This is a genomic window from Arthrobacter sp. P2b (assembly GCF_900168295.1).
GTDB lineage: Bacteria > Actinomycetota > Actinomycetes > Actinomycetales > Micrococcaceae > Arthrobacter.
This window is the reverse complement of sequence record NZ_FVZL01000002.1, coordinates 544,605-559,895: the sequence shown is the minus strand read 5'-3', so window position 1 is coordinate 559,895 and position 15,291 is coordinate 544,605. Positions and strand designations below refer to the sequence as shown.

Annotated in this window: 15 protein-coding genes and 1 tRNA gene; 9 read left to right on the top strand and 7 right to left on the bottom strand. The window is 66.5% G+C overall.

The window, feature by feature from the left end:
* Window positions 1–2 precede the first annotated feature (2 nt).
* Genes B5520_RS07200 through B5520_RS07190 form a run of 3 tightly spaced genes read left to right on the top strand, consistent with a single transcriptional unit; the run spans window position 3 to window position 3,222 of the window.
* Window positions 3–1,172, top strand: a complete 1,170-nt coding sequence (locus B5520_RS07200) for a Gfo/Idh/MocA family protein (RefSeq protein ID WP_079596357.1) — start codon at window positions 3–5, stop codon at window positions 1,170–1,172.
* The gene (locus tag B5520_RS07195) at window positions 1,172–2,386 is read left to right on the top strand and encodes a dihydrodipicolinate synthase family protein (protein WP_079596356.1); all 1,215 of its coding nucleotides are present in this window, start codon (window positions 1,172–1,174) and stop codon (window positions 2,384–2,386) included. Before B5520_RS07200 ends, B5520_RS07195 begins: the two co-directional genes overlap by 1 nt.
* Window positions 2,383–3,222 (top strand): sugar phosphate isomerase/epimerase family protein, encoded by an 840-nt coding sequence (locus B5520_RS07190; protein ID WP_079596355.1) that lies wholly within the window; start codon window positions 2,383–2,385, stop codon window positions 3,220–3,222. Before B5520_RS07195 ends, B5520_RS07190 begins: the two co-directional genes overlap by 4 nt.
* 119 nt (window positions 3,223–3,341) lie before the next feature.
* Here B5520_RS07190 and xylB read toward each other — a convergent pair whose 3' ends face one another.
* A complete protein-coding gene (gene xylB, locus B5520_RS07185; protein WP_079596354.1) occupies window positions 3,342–4,763 on the bottom strand; it encodes a xylulokinase in 1,422 nt (473 codons plus the stop codon).
* A 3-nt stretch (window positions 4,764–4,766) separates the two neighbouring features.
* Complete coding sequence (gene xylA, locus B5520_RS07180; protein WP_079596353.1) at window positions 4,767–5,954, bottom strand: xylose isomerase; 1,188 nt, start codon at window positions 5,952–5,954, stop codon at window positions 4,767–4,769.
* A 130-nt stretch (window positions 5,955–6,084) separates the two neighbouring features.
* Here xylA and B5520_RS07175 point away from each other — a divergent pair, with 130 nt between their 5' ends.
* A complete protein-coding gene (locus B5520_RS07175) occupies window positions 6,085–7,314 on the top strand; it encodes an ROK family protein (RefSeq protein WP_254865497.1) in 1,230 nt (409 codons plus the stop codon).
* A 100-nt stretch (window positions 7,315–7,414) separates the two neighbouring features.
* Here B5520_RS07175 and B5520_RS07170 read toward each other — a convergent pair.
* Window positions 7,415–7,487: transfer RNA gene (locus B5520_RS07170), tRNA-Arg, on the bottom strand.
* Between the two features lie 214 nt (window positions 7,488–7,701).
* Between B5520_RS07170 and B5520_RS07165 the strand changes: the two genes are divergently transcribed.
* From B5520_RS07165 to ettA, 3 genes are all read left to right on the top strand, one after another.
* Complete coding sequence (locus B5520_RS07165) at window positions 7,702–8,262, top strand: single-stranded DNA-binding protein (protein WP_079596352.1); 561 nt, start codon at window positions 7,702–7,704, stop codon at window positions 8,260–8,262.
* Between the two features lie 117 nt (window positions 8,263–8,379).
* Complete coding sequence (locus B5520_RS07160; protein ID WP_079596351.1) at window positions 8,380–8,985, top strand: DUF6993 domain-containing protein; 606 nt, start codon at window positions 8,380–8,382, stop codon at window positions 8,983–8,985.
* Between the two features lie 49 nt (window positions 8,986–9,034).
* Complete coding sequence (gene ettA / locus B5520_RS07155) at window positions 9,035–10,717, top strand: energy-dependent translational throttle protein EttA (protein ID WP_079596350.1); 1,683 nt, start codon at window positions 9,035–9,037, stop codon at window positions 10,715–10,717.
* 98 nt (window positions 10,718–10,815) lie between these two features.
* Here the strand turns inward: ettA and B5520_RS07150 are convergent, their stop codons facing one another.
* A complete protein-coding gene (locus B5520_RS07150; protein WP_079596349.1) occupies window positions 10,816–11,796 on the bottom strand; it encodes an acyl-CoA thioesterase in 981 nt (326 codons plus the stop codon).
* Window positions 11,797–11,879: 83 nt separating this feature from the next.
* Here B5520_RS07150 and B5520_RS07145 point away from each other — a divergent pair, with 83 nt between their 5' ends.
* Entirely contained in the window at window positions 11,880–12,539 is a 660-nt protein-coding gene (locus B5520_RS07145) for a hypothetical protein (RefSeq protein ID WP_079596348.1), read from the top strand.
* Window positions 12,540–12,555: 16 nt separating this feature from the next.
* Here the strand turns inward: B5520_RS07145 and B5520_RS07140 are convergent, their stop codons facing one another.
* Entirely contained in the window at window positions 12,556–13,008 is a 453-nt protein-coding gene (locus tag B5520_RS07140) for a globin (protein ID WP_079596347.1), read from the bottom strand.
* A gap of 2 nt (window positions 13,009–13,010) precedes the next feature.
* Window positions 13,011–13,697 carry a mechanosensitive ion channel family protein gene (locus tag B5520_RS07135; RefSeq protein WP_079596346.1) on the bottom strand — a complete coding sequence of 229 codons (687 nt, stop codon included), beginning with the start codon at window positions 13,695–13,697 and terminating at the stop codon, window positions 13,011–13,013.
* A 120-nt stretch (window positions 13,698–13,817) separates the two neighbouring features.
* Here B5520_RS07135 and B5520_RS07130 point away from each other — a divergent pair, with 120 nt between their 5' ends.
* Window positions 13,818–14,804: an epimerase gene (locus tag B5520_RS07130; RefSeq protein ID WP_079596345.1), complete on the top strand. Its 987-nt coding sequence runs from the start codon at window positions 13,818–13,820 to the stop codon at window positions 14,802–14,804.
* On the opposite strand, the gene B5520_RS07125 is transcribed toward B5520_RS07130, so the two are convergent.
* Complete coding sequence (locus B5520_RS07125; protein WP_079596344.1) at window positions 14,801–15,274, bottom strand: OsmC family protein; 474 nt, start codon at window positions 15,272–15,274, stop codon at window positions 14,801–14,803. The two genes, B5520_RS07130 and B5520_RS07125, sit on opposite strands and share 4 nt — an antisense overlap.
* Window positions 15,275–15,291: the final 17 nt, after the last annotated feature.

The following is a 15,291-nucleotide window of genomic DNA, read 5'->3' as shown; positions in this document are numbered from 1 at the left end:
ACATGGGCTTCGAAACAAAGACGATCCGCATCGCCATGAACGGCATCACCGGCCGGATGGGTTACCGCCAGCACCTGCTGCGCTCCATCCTTCCCATCCGCGACGCCGGCGGCTTCACCCTGGAAGACGGCACCAAGGTCCAGGTCGAACCGATCCTGGTGGGCCGCAACGAGGCCAAGATCCGCGAACTCGCCGAAAAGCACAAGGTTGCCGAATGGACCACGGACCTTGAATCCGTGATCAACGACCCCACCGTGGATGTCATCTTCGACGCCTCCATGACCAGCCTCCGCGCTGCCACCCTGAAGAAGGCCATGCTGGCCGGCAAGCACATCTTCACCGAGAAGCCCACGGCTGAAACCCTCGAGGAAGCCATCGAGCTGGCACGCATCGGCAAGGAAGCCGGCGTTACCGCGGGCGTCGTCCACGACAAGCTCTATCTCCCCGGCCTGGTCAAGCTCCGCCGCCTGGTGGACGAAGGCTTCTTCGGCCGCATCCTCTCCATCCGCGGCGAATTCGGCTACTGGGTCTTTGAAGGCGACATCCAGGCCGCCCAGCGCCCGTCCTGGAACTACCGCAAGGAAGACGGCGGCGGAATGACCACGGACATGTTCTGCCACTGGAACTACGTCCTCGAAGGCATTATCGGCAAGGTCAAGAGCGTCAACGCCAAAACCGCCACCCACATCCCCGCCCGCTGGGACGAGGCCGGCAAGGAGTACAAGGCCACGGCAGATGACGCCTCCTACGGCATCTTCGAACTCGAAACCCCCGCCGGCGACGACGTCATCGGCCAGATCAACTCCTCCTGGGCCGTCCGCGTCTACCGCGACGAACTCGTGGAATTCCAGGTGGACGGCACGCACGGCTCCGCCGTCGCCGGCCTGAACAAGTGCGTCGCCCAGCAGCGCGCCCACACCCCCAAGCCGGTCTGGAACCCGGACCTTCCGGTCACCGAATCCTTCCGCGACCAGTGGCAGGAAGTGCCCGCCAACGCAGAACTGGACAACGGCTTCAAGCTGCAGTGGGAAGAATTCCTCCGCGACGTCGTCGCCGGCCGGGAACACCGCTTCGGACTGCTGTCCGCCGCCCGCGGCGTCCAGCTTGCCGAACTGGGCCTGCAATCCAACGACGAACGCCGCACCATCGACATCCCGGAGATCACCCTCTAATGACCTCGCTCATCCTTCCTTCCCACGACGGCGGCACCCGCGAGTACCGCCTCCAGGGCGCCACCACGTGGGCCCGCCCCACCGCTCCGCTGACTGCCCGGCGCGCATACGCCGCCGCGCACGTCATCCCCGAAGTCCTGGCCGACAACACCCCCGGGGCCCCGGCCCGGCTCGACTGGGAGGCCACCATGGCCTACCGCCATGAGCTGTGGTCCTACGGGCTCGGCGTTGCTGACGCCATGGACACGGCCCAGCGCGGCATGGGCCTGGACTGGGCAGCCACCCAGCAGCTCATCAAGCGGACCGGCGTGGAAGCTGAATCGGTGGTTTCCGCCGGGAACGCGGCCACGGCGGGCAAGACCGTCCGTGACCTTGTCTCCTGCGGTGCCGGCACGGACCAGCTGGACATCCTCTCCCTTCCCACTGGCGAAGCCGGCCTGAAGGCGGTCCTTGAGGCCTACCGGGAGCAGATCGCCGTGATCAGCGAAGCCGGACCCAAGGTCATCCTGATGGCATCGCGTGCCCTGGCAAAGGTCGCCAGCGGCCCCGAGGACTACCTGAAGGTGTACTCCACCCTGCTGCAGGAAGTGGACCAGCCGGTCATCCTGCACTGGCTGGGCACCATGTTCGACCCCGCCCTGGCGGGCTACTGGGGCTCAGACGATGTCGCCGCCGCCACCGAAACGTTCCTTGGCCTCATCAGGGACAACGCGGACAAGGTTGACGGCGTCAAGGTCTCGCTGCTCGATGCCAGCCACGAGGTGGCCCTGCGCGCGGCGCTGCCTGAAGGCGTGCGCCTCTACACAGGCGACGACTTCAACTACCCGGAGCTTATCGACGGCGACGGCAGCCACCACTCCGACGCCCTGCTGGGCATCTTCGCGGCGATCTACCCGGCCGCCTCGGTGGCCCTGCAGAACTACGATGCAGGCAACGCCGCCAAGGCCCGTGAAATCCTCGATTCCACCCGCGAACTGGGCAAGCACATCTTCAGCGCCCCCACGTTCTACTACAAGACCGGCATCGCCTTCATGTCCTGGCTGAACGGCAAGCAGCCCGGCTTCCAGATGGTGGGCGGCCTGCACTCCGGCCGCTCCGTCTGCCACCTCGCCAAGACGTTCGAACTGGCGGACCAGGCCGGCCTGCTCAAGGACCCCGCCCTGGCTGCCTTCCGGATGTCCGACTACCTGCGCATCAACGGAGTGGGAGTATGAGCGACTTCTCCCGGCTGTCCATCAACAGCGCCACCACCAAGAAGTGGACACTTGCCCAGGTTGTCGAGGGCTGCGTCAAGGCGGGCATCCCCGCCATCGGCCCCTGGCGGGACCGCGTGGAGGAAGCCGGACTGGACAAGGCTGCACGCCTGATCAAGGACGCAGGCCTGCGCGTCTCCTCCCTCTGCCGGGGCGGCTTCCTCACGGCAGCCGACGCCGAGGGACAGGCCGCGGCGCTCGCTGACAACCGCGCGGCGATCCTTGAGGCCGTAGCACTCGACACCAGGGAACTTTTCCTGGTGGTGGGCGGCCTCGCTCCCGGTGAGAAGGACGTGGTGGCGGCGCGCCGGCGCGTGGCTGACCGCCTTGCGGACCTCGTACCGTTCGCCCGGGAAAACGGCGTCCGGCTGGTGCTGGAACCGCTGCACCCGATGTATGCCGCGGACCGCGCCCTGATCTCCACCCTGGGCCAGGCATTGGACCTCGCAGCACCGTTCGATGCGTCGACAGTGGGCGTGGCCGTCGATACCTTCCACGTCTGGTGGGACCCGGAACTGAAGGCACAGATTGAACGGGCCGGACGGGAAAACCGGATCGCCTCCTACCAGGTCTGCGACTTCAACATGCCCATCGCCGCGGATCCGCTGCTCTCCCGTGGGTACATGGGCGACGGCGTGGTGGACTTCGCCACGATCGGTACCTGGGTCCGGGATGCCGGTTACACCGGTGACATCGAAGTGGAAATTTTCAATCAGGACATCTGGGACACGGACGGCAACACCGTCCTGGCCACAGTGAAGGAGCGTTACGCGGAGTTGGTCCTCCCGTACGCCTGACACGCTCTGGATGTCCTGTCCAGACCGCGGGCTCCTGCTACGTCACGGCAGGAGCCTGCGCCCCACATAAGAACAGACCCGGACCGCTCAGCGGTCCGGGTCTGTTCTTCTTTACGGCCTTACTGCCCGTGCAGGGCAGCCCAGCGCCGGTACCGGGCCAGGACGCCGCCGTCGTCCTTCCCTGCAGGAAGGTCGACGGCGTCCAGCCCCCAGGAGGGGAACTGCCCGGTGAGCGCTGCGGCGGCCTGGCGGGCAGCGCCGTCGGCAACGTATTCGCCCGGCTTCGGGACGGTGACGGCGACGCCGAGGAGCCGGGCGGCCGCATCCTGAACCGCGGGAGACTGTGCGCCACCGCCCACCAGGATGACCCGCCGGGCCACTACCTCCTGGTCCTGGAGTGCCGCCAGGCCGTCCGCCAGCGAGCAGACAACGCCCTCGACGGCGGCCCGGGCCAGGTTGGCGGGCGTGTAGTTGGTGCGGGTGATGCCGTGCAGGGAACCGGTGGCGTCGGGCAGATTGGGGGTCCGCTCGCCGTCAAAGTAGGGCACCAGGGTCAGGCCCCCCGCGCCGGGTCCCGTGGAGAGCGCAAGATCATTGAACTCCCGCAGGTCCACGCCCAGCAGCGCTGCGGTGGCATCAAAAACCCGGGTTGCATTGAGGGTGCATACGAGGGGCAGGTAGTGGCCGGCGGCATCGGCGAAGCCCGCTACCAGCCCTGAGGGATCGGCTGCCGGGATGTCCGACACGGCAAAAACCGTGCCGGACGTGCCCAGCGACATCACAACGTCGCCCAGCCCGGCGCCCGCTCCTAATGCAGCGGCCGCGTTGTCGCCGGCGCCTGCGGCAATCAGACAGCCCTGGGGGGTCCTGCCCGCCGGTTCCAGCGGGCCAAGCACCTTCGGCAGCAACGGCACGTGGCCCAGCGAGGCGGACAGGACCTCGGGGAGGTACTGTTCATCCGCGCTTGAGTAGTAGCCCGTGCCCGAAGCGTCCGAGCGGTCCGTGACCAGCGCCTTCAGGCCGGCCGCGCCGCTTCCAGGGCCGAAGCCCATCAGCCGCCAGGTGAGCCAGTCATGCGGGAGGCAGACGGCAGCCACCTTCGCCGCATTCTCCGGCTCATTCTGTGCGAGCCAGTGCAGCTTGGTGATGGTCAGTGACGCTACCGGGACGGTGCCGGTTGCACCGGCCCAGTAGCGTGCACCGGCAGCGGCGTCACCGTCACCGGCCGTCTTGATCAGGTCCGCGGCGGCGCCGGCACTCCGGGTGTCGTTCCAAAGCAGGGCGGGCCGGACGACGTTGCCGGTTTCATCCAGGCACACCATGCCGTGCTGCTGGCCCCCGACGGAAACCGCGGCCACGTCCTCCAGCCCGCCGGCCTGCCTGATGGCTTCCTGCAGTGCGGTCCACCAGTGGTCGGGGTGGACCTCGCTGCCTTCGGGGTGGGCGGCGCGGCCGTGCCGGACGAGCACTCCGGTGTCCGCGTCGCGGACCACCACCTTGCAGGACTGGGTGGAGCTGTCGATGCCTGCTACAAGGGCCATGGCTTAGCGGGCGTTGAGGAGGTGTTCGATGGCGAGCTGGTTGAGCCGGACGAACGCGAAGGAACGCTCGGCGGCTTTGTCGGCGTCGAAGTCCTCGAAGGAGGCGGCGTCGGCGACCAGATCGGCCGCGGTCTCACCGGCTGCCAGGGTGGGCTGGCCGAGTTCGAAGACGCCGGAGGCCGCGAGGGCTTCCTGGACCTGGGGGTCGGCGCGGAATGCGGTGGCGCGTTCCTTCAGCAGCAGGTACATGGCCATGTTGGCTTTTGCTGATTCCCAGACACCGTCGTAGCCGTCCGTGCGGGAGGGCTTGTAGTCGAAGTGGCGGGGGCCTTCATAGCGGGGGCCGCCGTTGGGGAAGCCGTTTTCGAGCAGGTCCACCGTGAAGAAGGCACTGGTGAGGTCGCCGTGGCCGAAGACCAGGTCCTGGTCGTATTTGATGCCGCGCTGGCCGTTGAGGTCGATGTGGAAGAGCTTGCCGGCCCACAGCGCCTGGGCGATGCCGTGCGTGAAGTTCAGGCCTGCCATCTGCTCGTGCCCGGTTTCCGGGTTCAGGCCCACGATGTCTCCGTGTTCGAGCTGGGCAATGAACGCCAGGCCGTGCCCGACGGTGGGCAGGAAGATGTCACCGCGGGGCTCGTTGGGCTTGGGCTCAAGCGCGATCCGCAGGTTGTAGCCCTTGTCCTTGATGTAGGCCGCGGCGGTATCCACGCCCTCGCGCATCCGGTCCAGGGCGGCCGAGAGGTCTTTCGAACCGTCGTATTCGCTGCCCTCGCGTCCGCCCCACATAACGAAGGTTTCAGCCCCGAATTCGGCGGCGAGGTCGATGTTGCGCAGGACCTTGGACAGGGCAAAGCGGCGGATGGAGCGGTCGTTGGAGGTGAACCCGCCGTCCTTGAACACCGGGTGGCTGAACAGGTTGGTGGTCACCATCGGAACCTTCAGCCCGGTCTCGGCCAGCGCGGTCCGGAAGTTCTTCAGGATCAGCTCACGCTCTGAGACGGTGGCGTCGAAGGGAACCAGGTCGTTGTCGTGGAAGGTGATGCCGTACGCACCGAGTTCGGCCAGGCGGTGGACCGCTTCGACCGGGTCGAGGGCGGCGCGGGTGGCAACACCGAAGGGGTCGGCGCCGGTCCAGCCTACGGTCCACAGGCCGAAGGTGAACTTGTCCGCGGGAGTGGGGGAGAGAGTCATGATGCGTCCTTGCAGTCAGTGCCGCCTTGGTGCGGCTTTTAGTTTATTGCCTGAACTATATGCGGGGACGTAGGCTGGGGTCAACAGCCCCGGCCTCCCGCCGGCAAAATTTTTCTCAAGGAGCGTCCTGATGGTGATGCCGGTGCCGGCCGCAGTCCTTACCGAGTCCGCCGTGCCCGGCAGCATGAATGATGTTCGCCGGAGCAACCTTGCACTCGTTCTGGGAAGGATCGCCCAGGCCTCCGCTGATACCCATCTCACCCGCGCCCAGGTTGCCTCGGCCACGGGCCTGACCAAGGCGTCGGTTTCGAGCCTGGTCCTGGAGCTCCTGGGAGCTGGGCTTGTCTGCGAAATAGGGCTGAACCCGCAGGGGGAGCGCGGGCGGCCGGGTGTGGGTCTGCAGCTCAACCCGGACCGCGCCGTGATGGGCATGGAAATCAATGTCGACTACATCGCGGCCGGAGTCATCGACCTCTCGGGTACCCTGCTGGTGCAGGAAATCCAGGAGCGCGACAACCGGGACAGCGACAGCGGCCCTGTCATGGACGCCCTTGCCTTGCTGGCAGCGACGGTGGCCAGTGCGGCGGGCAAGCGCGGCGTCCGGATCCTCGGGGGCGGGCTGGCTGTACCCGGGCTCGTGGATGCTGCGACGTCAAGGGTCCTCCTCGCCCCGAACCTCGGCTGGACGGGCGTTGACCTCGATCTCACCCGGCTGCTGCCCGGTACTGCTTTGGGTGTTGCCCTGTTCAACGAAGCCAACGCTGCCGCGTTGGCCGAACTCCAGCACCGGCAGGCCAATGGTGGCTCCGGTTTCCTCTTCGTGTCCGGCGAGGTTGGTGTTGGTGGCGGACTGGTCATCGGGGCCGAACTGTTCACCGGGCCTGAAGGGCATGCCGGCGAAGTGGGGCATGTGGTGGTGGCCCCTGAGGGAAGCCTGTGTTCCTGCGGCGGAACCGGATGCCTGGAAACAGTGGCCGGCCAGGACGCCATCTTCACGGCAGCCGGCATCTCAGGCAGCCGGACACGCTCCGAAAACATGTCCGCCCTGGTAGATTCCCTGACGGCGGGGGAGCCCGGTGCCCTGCTCGCCGTCGATCGTGCCGGCAAATACCTGGGCATGGCTCTTGCCTCAACCGCCAGGGTGACGGACATCGGCTCGGTGGTGCTGGGCGGCCACTTCGCGGTCCTCGACCCCTGGCTGCGGGCGCCGCTCGTTGCGAGCCTTGAAAAGTACGCGCCGGGCAGGATCGCCGCGGAGCAGGTGTCCCTCACGGCTGTGGGGCAAGCCGGAGCGCTGCTTGGCGCGGCGGGCAGCGTGGTCCGCTCGCTCGTCGAGGCGCCATACCTGGTTCAGCCCTAGCGCTGGGGGAATTTAAGAAAGAAAACACCCCGGTCCGAAGACCGGGGTGCTACCGATGACCCGACTCATCCGTGAAGGATGTCCCGACTCATCACATCGGTGCCCCAGGAGGGAATCGAACCCCCGACCGGCGGATTAGAAGGCCGCTGCTCTATCCCCTGAGCTACTGAGGCGGGTGCATCCGGGCCTGAAGCCCGGCGCCTCAAAAAGTTTACATTGCCCGGCTGCAGGTCGCGTCACAGGTTTCCAAAGGCCCGACTTCTCCTCCACAAGCACGCCGGGACCGCGATTGTGCACATAGGACGTCCGGGCCCTCGTCCCTGGTGATCAGCGGGATGATGCTGGTTTTGCCTGCTAAGGCACCACCATTGAAGACAGGACGTAAAGATGAGCGACACCACCATCACGATCCGGGGATTCGTTGCCACCGAGATCAAAAGCGGCACAACGCCAGGGGGAGTGGCCACCGCCTCTTTCCGGATTGGTTCCACCTCGCGGCGGCGTGACAAGGAAACAGGCGCCTGGATGGACGGCCACACCAACTGGTTCCTGGTCCAGGGCTACCGCCACCTCGCGGGAAGCATGGGCTGCAGCATCAGAAAGGGACAGCCGGTCATCGTGGTTGGCACGCTGAAGATCCGCAGCTGGGAACGGGACGGCAGGGTCTATTACTCACACACCATCGATGCTGACGCCGTGGGCCACGATCTCACCTGGGGCACTGCCAACTTCATCCGATCCTCCACCAAGCCGCTTCTCTCGCTCGTTGACCAGGACGCCCCCCTCGCCGGCGAACACCGCGCCGGTACCGACGGACCGTTCGACGAACCCGGGGACGGCGACGAGGACCTGGGCGGCGATCCTGCCGCTGCCTACATCGAGGACAGCAACGGCGACCTTGTGCCACTGGATCTGGAAACGGGGGAGCTCGCGGAATCAGGAGTGTAGGAACTGTCATCAACGGCCTCTCAAGTTCCTGGGCGGGCAGGGCTTCGGCACCCCCCGGCCGTGCCCTGTCCGCCCAGGCTGCATCACCGGCTCCGGGACCCGTGGCAGAATGACAGCATGCGGCACAACCTGGACCACCGGCACGATCATGGAGCCGGTGCCTCACCGGCTGCTCCTCGAGAAACGATCAGGGTCCGCACCATGATGCTTCGCTTCGCCGCGGGCGCAGCCCTCGTCGCCGTCATGGCCGGCTGCACCCCGGGTTCCACCGCTTCGCCCGGACCCGCAGACAGTGAAACCCGGGCAACGGAAACCGCGGCCCCTGCGGCGCAGGACAGCGGTACCCAGGACAGCGGTACCGAGGGCAATGCCAATGGAGGCGGGGACGCGCTCGCGGACACCTCAGCCGCACCGTCAGCCAACGCGGAAGCGGCGGCCACCGAAACGGTAAGGCAGACCGTGACAAACACCCTGACCCAGCTGGCAGCGGCGGCGCCAAAACCCGCCACCGCCCAGGTCACCGATGCACTCACCGGCGCGGGCATTGCCCCCGCTGTCCTTCAGGTGTCGCAAAGCCGTACCCCCACCGGCCTTGAAGCCGACGCCATCGAGGCGGCGGTGCTGCAGGGGACCGACTGCGTCATCGGCCAGGTCCGGGAAGGAACAGTCACCGTCACGGTCCTTCCGGTGCTGGCCAGCGGCAAGTGCTTCGTAGGGTCCTGAGTCCACCGTAAATGTGAGTTATGCCCGCCTACCCACTAGATTTGGAACCATGGCGGAATTTATCTACACAATGACCAAGGCCCGTAAGGCCGTTGGCGAAAAACTCATTCTTGATGACGTAAGCATGTCATTCTTCCCCGGTGCCAAGATCGGTGTTGTGGGCCCGAACGGTGCCGGTAAGTCCACCATCCTCAAGATCATGGCCGGACTGGACACCCCCTCAAACGGAGAGGCCCGGCTCAGCCCCGGCTACAGCGTAGGAATCCTGCTGCAGGAACCGCCGCTGAACGAAGAAAAGACCGTCCTGGGCAACGTCCAGGAAGGCGTAGGCGAGATCTACGGCAAGATCCAGCGGTTCAACGAAATTTCCGAGGAAATGGCCAGCCCCGATGCTGACTACGACACCCTCCTCGAGGAAATGGGCAAGCTTCAGGAAGCCATCGACGCTGCCGACGCCTGGGACCTCGACTCCCAGCTGGAACAGGCCATGGACGCGCTCCGCTGCCCGCCCGCTGACGCGGACGTCACCAACCTCTCCGGTGGTGAACGCCGCCGCGTGGCCCTCTGCAAGCTTCTCCTGCAGAAGCCCGACCTGCTCCTCCTTGACGAGCCCACCAACCACCTGGACGCTGAAAGCGTGCTCTGGCTCGAACAGCACCTCTCCAGTTACCCGGGCGCCGTCCTGGCCGTAACCCACGACCGGTACTTCCTCGACCACGTTGCCGAGTGGATTGCCGAGGTGGACCGCGGCCACCTGTACCCCTACGAAGGCAACTACTCCACGTACTTGGAGAAGAAGCGTGCCCGCCTGGAAATCCAGGGCAAGAAGGACGCCAAGCAGGCCAAGCGGCTTGCCGAGGAACTCGAGTGGGTACGTTCCAACGCCAAGGGCCGCCAGACCAAGTCGAAGGCCCGCCTGGCACGCTACGAGGAGATGGCTGCCGAAGCAGACCGGACCCGCAAGCTGGACTTCGAAGAAATCCAGATCCCGCCGGGACCCCGCCTGGGCGGCCTGGTGCTGGAAGCGAAGAACCTCCAGAAGGGCTTTGAAGACCGGACCCTGATCGACGGGCTCTCCTTCACCCTGCCCAGGAACGGCATCGTCGGTGTCATCGGCCCCAACGGTGTCGGCAAGACCACGCTGTTCAAGACCATCGTTGGCCTGGAACCGCTGGACGGCGGCGACCTGAAGATCGGCGACTCGGTCAAGATCTCCTACGCGGACCAGAGCCGCGGCGGCATCGACCCCAACAAGACGCTGTGGGAGGTCGTCTCCGACGGGCTCGACTTCATCCAGGTGGGCAACGTCGAAATGCCGTCCCGCGCCTACGTTGCGGCCTTCGGCTTCAAGGGCCCGGACCAGCAGAAGAAGGCCGGCGTGCTCTCCGGCGGTGAGCGCAACCGCCTGAACCTCGCCCTGACGCTCAAGCAGGGCGGCAACCTCCTGCTCCTTGACGAGCCCACCAACGACCTCGACGTCGAGACCCTCAGCAGCCTGGAGAACGCGCTGCTTGAGTTCCCCGGCTGCGCCGTGGTGGTCTCGCACGACCGTTGGTTCCTGGACCGGGTTGCCACGCACATCCTGGCCTATGAAGGGGACGAGGAGAACCCGTCCAAGTGGTACTGGTTCGAGGGCAACTTCGAATCCTATGAGGAGAACAAGGTGGAGCGCCTGGGTCCGGATGCGGCCAAGCCGCACCGCGTCACCCACCGCCGCCTGACCCGCGACTAGGGATTTCAGCACCGGCGCCCCCGCCGGTCACCGGCGATGGCACAAAGGAGGCCGGCACCCGTTAGGGTGCCGGCCTCCTTTGTGCCCGGTTAGGCCTGCTAGTCCCGCACAGCCTTGCGGATCTGATGCTCCAACACCTTGGACTGGAAGGCGCCCACCACCTTGTTCTTCAGGTCCGTGGGCACGCGGACCATGCCCTCCTGGGCAACGGAGGCAACGTGCTGCCCGGCCCGGTTGAAGATCTTGCCGGTGGCGATTCCCCGTGCGCCCTGCGCGCTCGGGGACTCCTGCACATAGAGGAGCCATTCGTCCACCCGGGCGGGGCGGTGCCACCACATGGCGTGGTCGAGGCTCGCCACATTCATGCCCGGTGTGATCCAGCTCAGCCCGTGCCGCCGCAAAATGGACTCAAGAAGGGTGTAGTCGCTCGCATACGCCAGGGCGGCCCGGTGCAGGTTGGCGTTGTCCGGCATCGGCCCGAACGTCTTCATCCACACAGCGTTCCGGGCTTCCTTGGTGCCCTTGGCCGAAACGTACAGCGGCGGATCGATGTGCCGGATATCGAAGGGCCGCTCATACGCCCAGTGCCTGGCCACCGGGTGGTCGAACTTCCCCAGCAGGTCAGCGGTGCTGGGCAGGGACTCCGGGTCCGGGATACCGGCGGGCATCGTGGATTCGTGCTCGATGCCTTCGTCCTCCCCCTGGAAGGACGCGATCATGGACAGGATCGGCACGCCGTCCTGATAGGCGTGGACCCTCCGCGCGGAAAAGGACCGGCCGTCACGGAGGCGCTGGACACCAAACGTGATGGGCTTGTTGGCATCGCCGGGCCGCAGGAAGTAGCCGTGCATGGAGTGGACAAAACGCTCGTCGTCCACGGTCCGGATGGAGGCGATGAGTGACTGTGCCAGGACCTGGCCGCCGAATACCCGGTGGTGCGGCTGCTGCTGGGACGGTCCAAGGAAAATGTCCTCGTCCGTCCGGGCTCCTTCCAACTGGCCAAGGTCGAGAAGTTTGATCAGCGATGCGGTGGGGTCACCGCTGGGAGGTGCCAGGAGTCCGGCTTCGGCTTCAGTCATGGTTTGACTCTAGACGGCGGCCCGGTGCCGCTCAACCAGCCGGGGCAGTGTCCAATCAGCGTGCACCCGGTAGTGTTCTTGGTGTGTCTGATCTTCTTACCTCGTCCTTCCGTTTCGCCGACCCCAGGGATCTCGCCGACCTGAAGACGTACGTCACACGGGCAAAAGCGATCGACGACGGCGCCATCCGGCTGCAGGCGGCAGGTTCCGTCCTCGCCGCGTACGTGTGCGTGCTGCGTCCCCGGCTGCTGGGCGAATCCACGCCCACCATCCTGGGCCTGCGCACCATGGCGCTGGCGGCACCTTCGGAAACGGACGTGACAGTCCCGCTGTCGGCCGTCCTGGACCGCCTCGCCCGCGCAGGGGAGGACGACGTCGAATTGCCGGTTCCGCCGGCTACGGTCACCGAGTCCTGGACGGGCGTCAGCGCCCCAAGGGGCGGCTGGGAACTTGTGGGGTCGCTCAGCGACTCCGCCCTGCGGCAGGCAGCAGAGGCCGGCATCGCCGAAGTGGCGGGAATTGTTCCGGACAAGCCCGGGGCACTGATCGTGAACAACGCCCGCGCCGCGGTCTGGGGCAGGGACCTGGACTCCTCGGGACTGCCGACGGGAGCGGCCTTCGCGGCCCTTGCCTTAGGCTTCCTCGCAGACGGCGACCAGAAGCTCTACCGCGCGGGCCGCTGGTTCCGGCTCTCGGGCAGCCGCGGGCACGTGCTGGCGCGCACCGGAAGCGGCCTGCTCTAAGGGCGGAGCTGCCGGGTCAGGAGCCGGACGGGCTGTTCACCATGGACAACGCCGCGCGCTCCATGTAATCCCACAGGGTCCCCTCGTACAGGGGCGGCAGTTCAAGGGCGTCCACGGCCTTGCGCATGTGGAACAGCCAGCGGTCCTTGGCCTCCGGCGACACCTTGAACGGCATGTGCCGCATCCGGAGGCGCGGATGGCCGCGCTCTTCACCGTAGGTGGTGGGTCCGCCCCAGTACTGCTCCAGGAACATCAGGAAACGCCGTTTGGCTGGTCCCAGGTCCTCTTCGGGGTACATCGGGCGCAGCAGCGGATCGGTGGCCACGCCGTCGTAGAAAATGTCGATGAGCTTGACGAACGTTTCGTGGCCGCCCACGGCGTCGTAGAAGTTGTCCGTGTAGCCGGGCTGGCTGAAGGGATCGTTCTGCATCAGCTGGCGTGGCTGCTGCGGCCCTACGGGAATGGTCATCGCTATTCTCCGGCTTTCTGCTCGGTCTTCGTGTTCTCGGCGCCGTGATCCGAGCTCTGGTCCGTGGTGCCGTCTTCCGATTCATGCAATGGCACATAATTGCCCTGCGAACGGTTGCCTACCCTCAGGATCTCACCGTTGCGCAGGTACCAGATGGCACCGTCGTCGGACCGGACCCGCGTGATGCGCAGGCCCATGGATTCAACCACGCCCACCACCTCGCTGGTTTCGATCACGTCGCCGATGCCGAACTGGTCTTCAATGGTAATGAAAATGCCGGCCAGGAAGTCGCGGATCAGCTGCTGGGCGCCGAAGCCGATGGCCACACCGAGGATACCGACGCTGGTCAGGAGCGGCGCGATGTTGATGTCAAGGTTCTGCAGTACGTACATGCCGGTGATGACCACCACCAGCACCCCCACGATGCTGTTCAGCAGTGAACCGATGGTTTCCGCCCGCTGCACCCGGCGTTCGTGATCCAAGGCCCGGAAAGCGGGAGCCGCCCACTTGAACGTGGGTTTCTTGAAGAAGTTGCTCCCGGACGCCACCCGCGAGGTGATGCGGGAGATGACGAACGTCGCCGCCAGCCAGACGGCGACGCCGACGCCCAGGCTGATCACGATCCCCGTAATGCTGATGCCGTCCGGGTCGGTGGCGGCGGAAGGGAGGACTGACAACATGCTGACCATAGGTAAGAAGTGCTCCTTGGGGTTTGTGCCGGCAGAACCGGGACGAGTTGCTTCAGCGCCGGTTATGCCCGGCGCGGAAGCCTCTGTTCTGTCTTAACCCTAGCGCCGTAGCGTGGGGCCATGCGCATCCTTGTCCTCGGCGGAACCGCCTTCCTGTCAGCAGAAATCGCCGGCCAGGCAGTGACGGCCGGGCACCAGGTGACGTGCCTGGCCCGCGGATCAGCGGGACAGCCGCCCAGCGGTGCGGCCTGGACCAGGGCCGACCGTTCACTGGGCGCGAACGCCTACGCCGGTGTGTCGGGGGACTGGGACGCCGTCATCGAGGTTGCCCGCGATCCCGACCCCGCACAGGGTGCCCTGGATGCCCTTGCACAGCGGGCGGGCCACTGGACCTTCGTGTCCAGCTGTTCCGTGTATGCCGACCATTCCATGCCGGGCGCGGCGGAGGACGCGGCGCTTTTGCCTGCTCTGCCGTCCGGAAGGCAGTCCACGGCGGAGAACTACGGGGAATCGAAGGTGGCCATTGAGGGAGCCGCCCTGGCGGCAGCGGGCGGCAGGGTCCACGTCTGCCGCGCAGGCCTTATCGGCGGTCCCGGGGACGGTTCCGACCGTTACGGCTACTGGCCGGGCCGCTTCGCCCGGGACAGCGGGCCCGTCATCGTTCCGGACATTGACGCGGATCCCACGCAGGTCATCGACGTCCGCGACCTTGCAGCCTGGATCCTGCTCGCCGCGGAACAGGGAATCAGTGGCGTGCTCAACGCGGTGGGGGACCAGGTTCCGTTCGGCCAGTACGTGGGCACGTCCGGCGACATAGCCGGCTATACCGGCTCTGTAGTGGCTGCACCGGAAGACTGGCTGGTGGCTGAAGGAGTCGGGTACTGGGCGGGACCCGATTCCCTGCCGCTCTGGCTCCCGCCGGACCATGGGGGCTTTATGGCGCGCAGCAACCAGGCCGCGCGGGCGGCCGGCCTGGTGCTGCGGCCGTGGCAGGAAACCCTGGAGGACACGCTCCGGGATGAACGTGCCCGCGGGCTGGCCCGGCCCCGCAAGGCGGGACTGGCGCCGGACACAGAGGCCCGGCTGGTCAGCAGACTGGGAGCCTAAGCCACCACCGTTTCCGGTTCATGGTCCACGGGAAAGTTCACGCTGCGGGCAATGAAACACACCTGGTTGGCCTCGTGGTGGAGCCGGCCGGCGAGCTCCACCTGGCCGGCGTCGGCGACTGTGACACGGGGACGCAGCGTCACCCGCTCGAACTGTCCGCTGCCGTCCCGGTTCAGCCGCATCAGGCCGGAGGCCTCGTCCCGGTAAGCGGTCACCACCACGCCATGCTTGACGGCCACGTGCAGATAGGAGAGCAGGTGGCACTGCGCCAGGGCCGCCAGGAGCAGCTGTTCGGGGTTGTACCGCTCCCGGTCGCCATGGAAGGTGGGGTCAGCCGATCCCTTCAGGACCGGCAACCCGGGAATGACCACGTCATGGTCCCGGGAGTAGCCGCGGTAGGACGACGTCCCGTCACCCTGGTTGCCGGTCCACTCCACGGCCAGGCCGTAGCGGTGCTCAGACAGGCTCATGCGTTCCTCCTCCCATC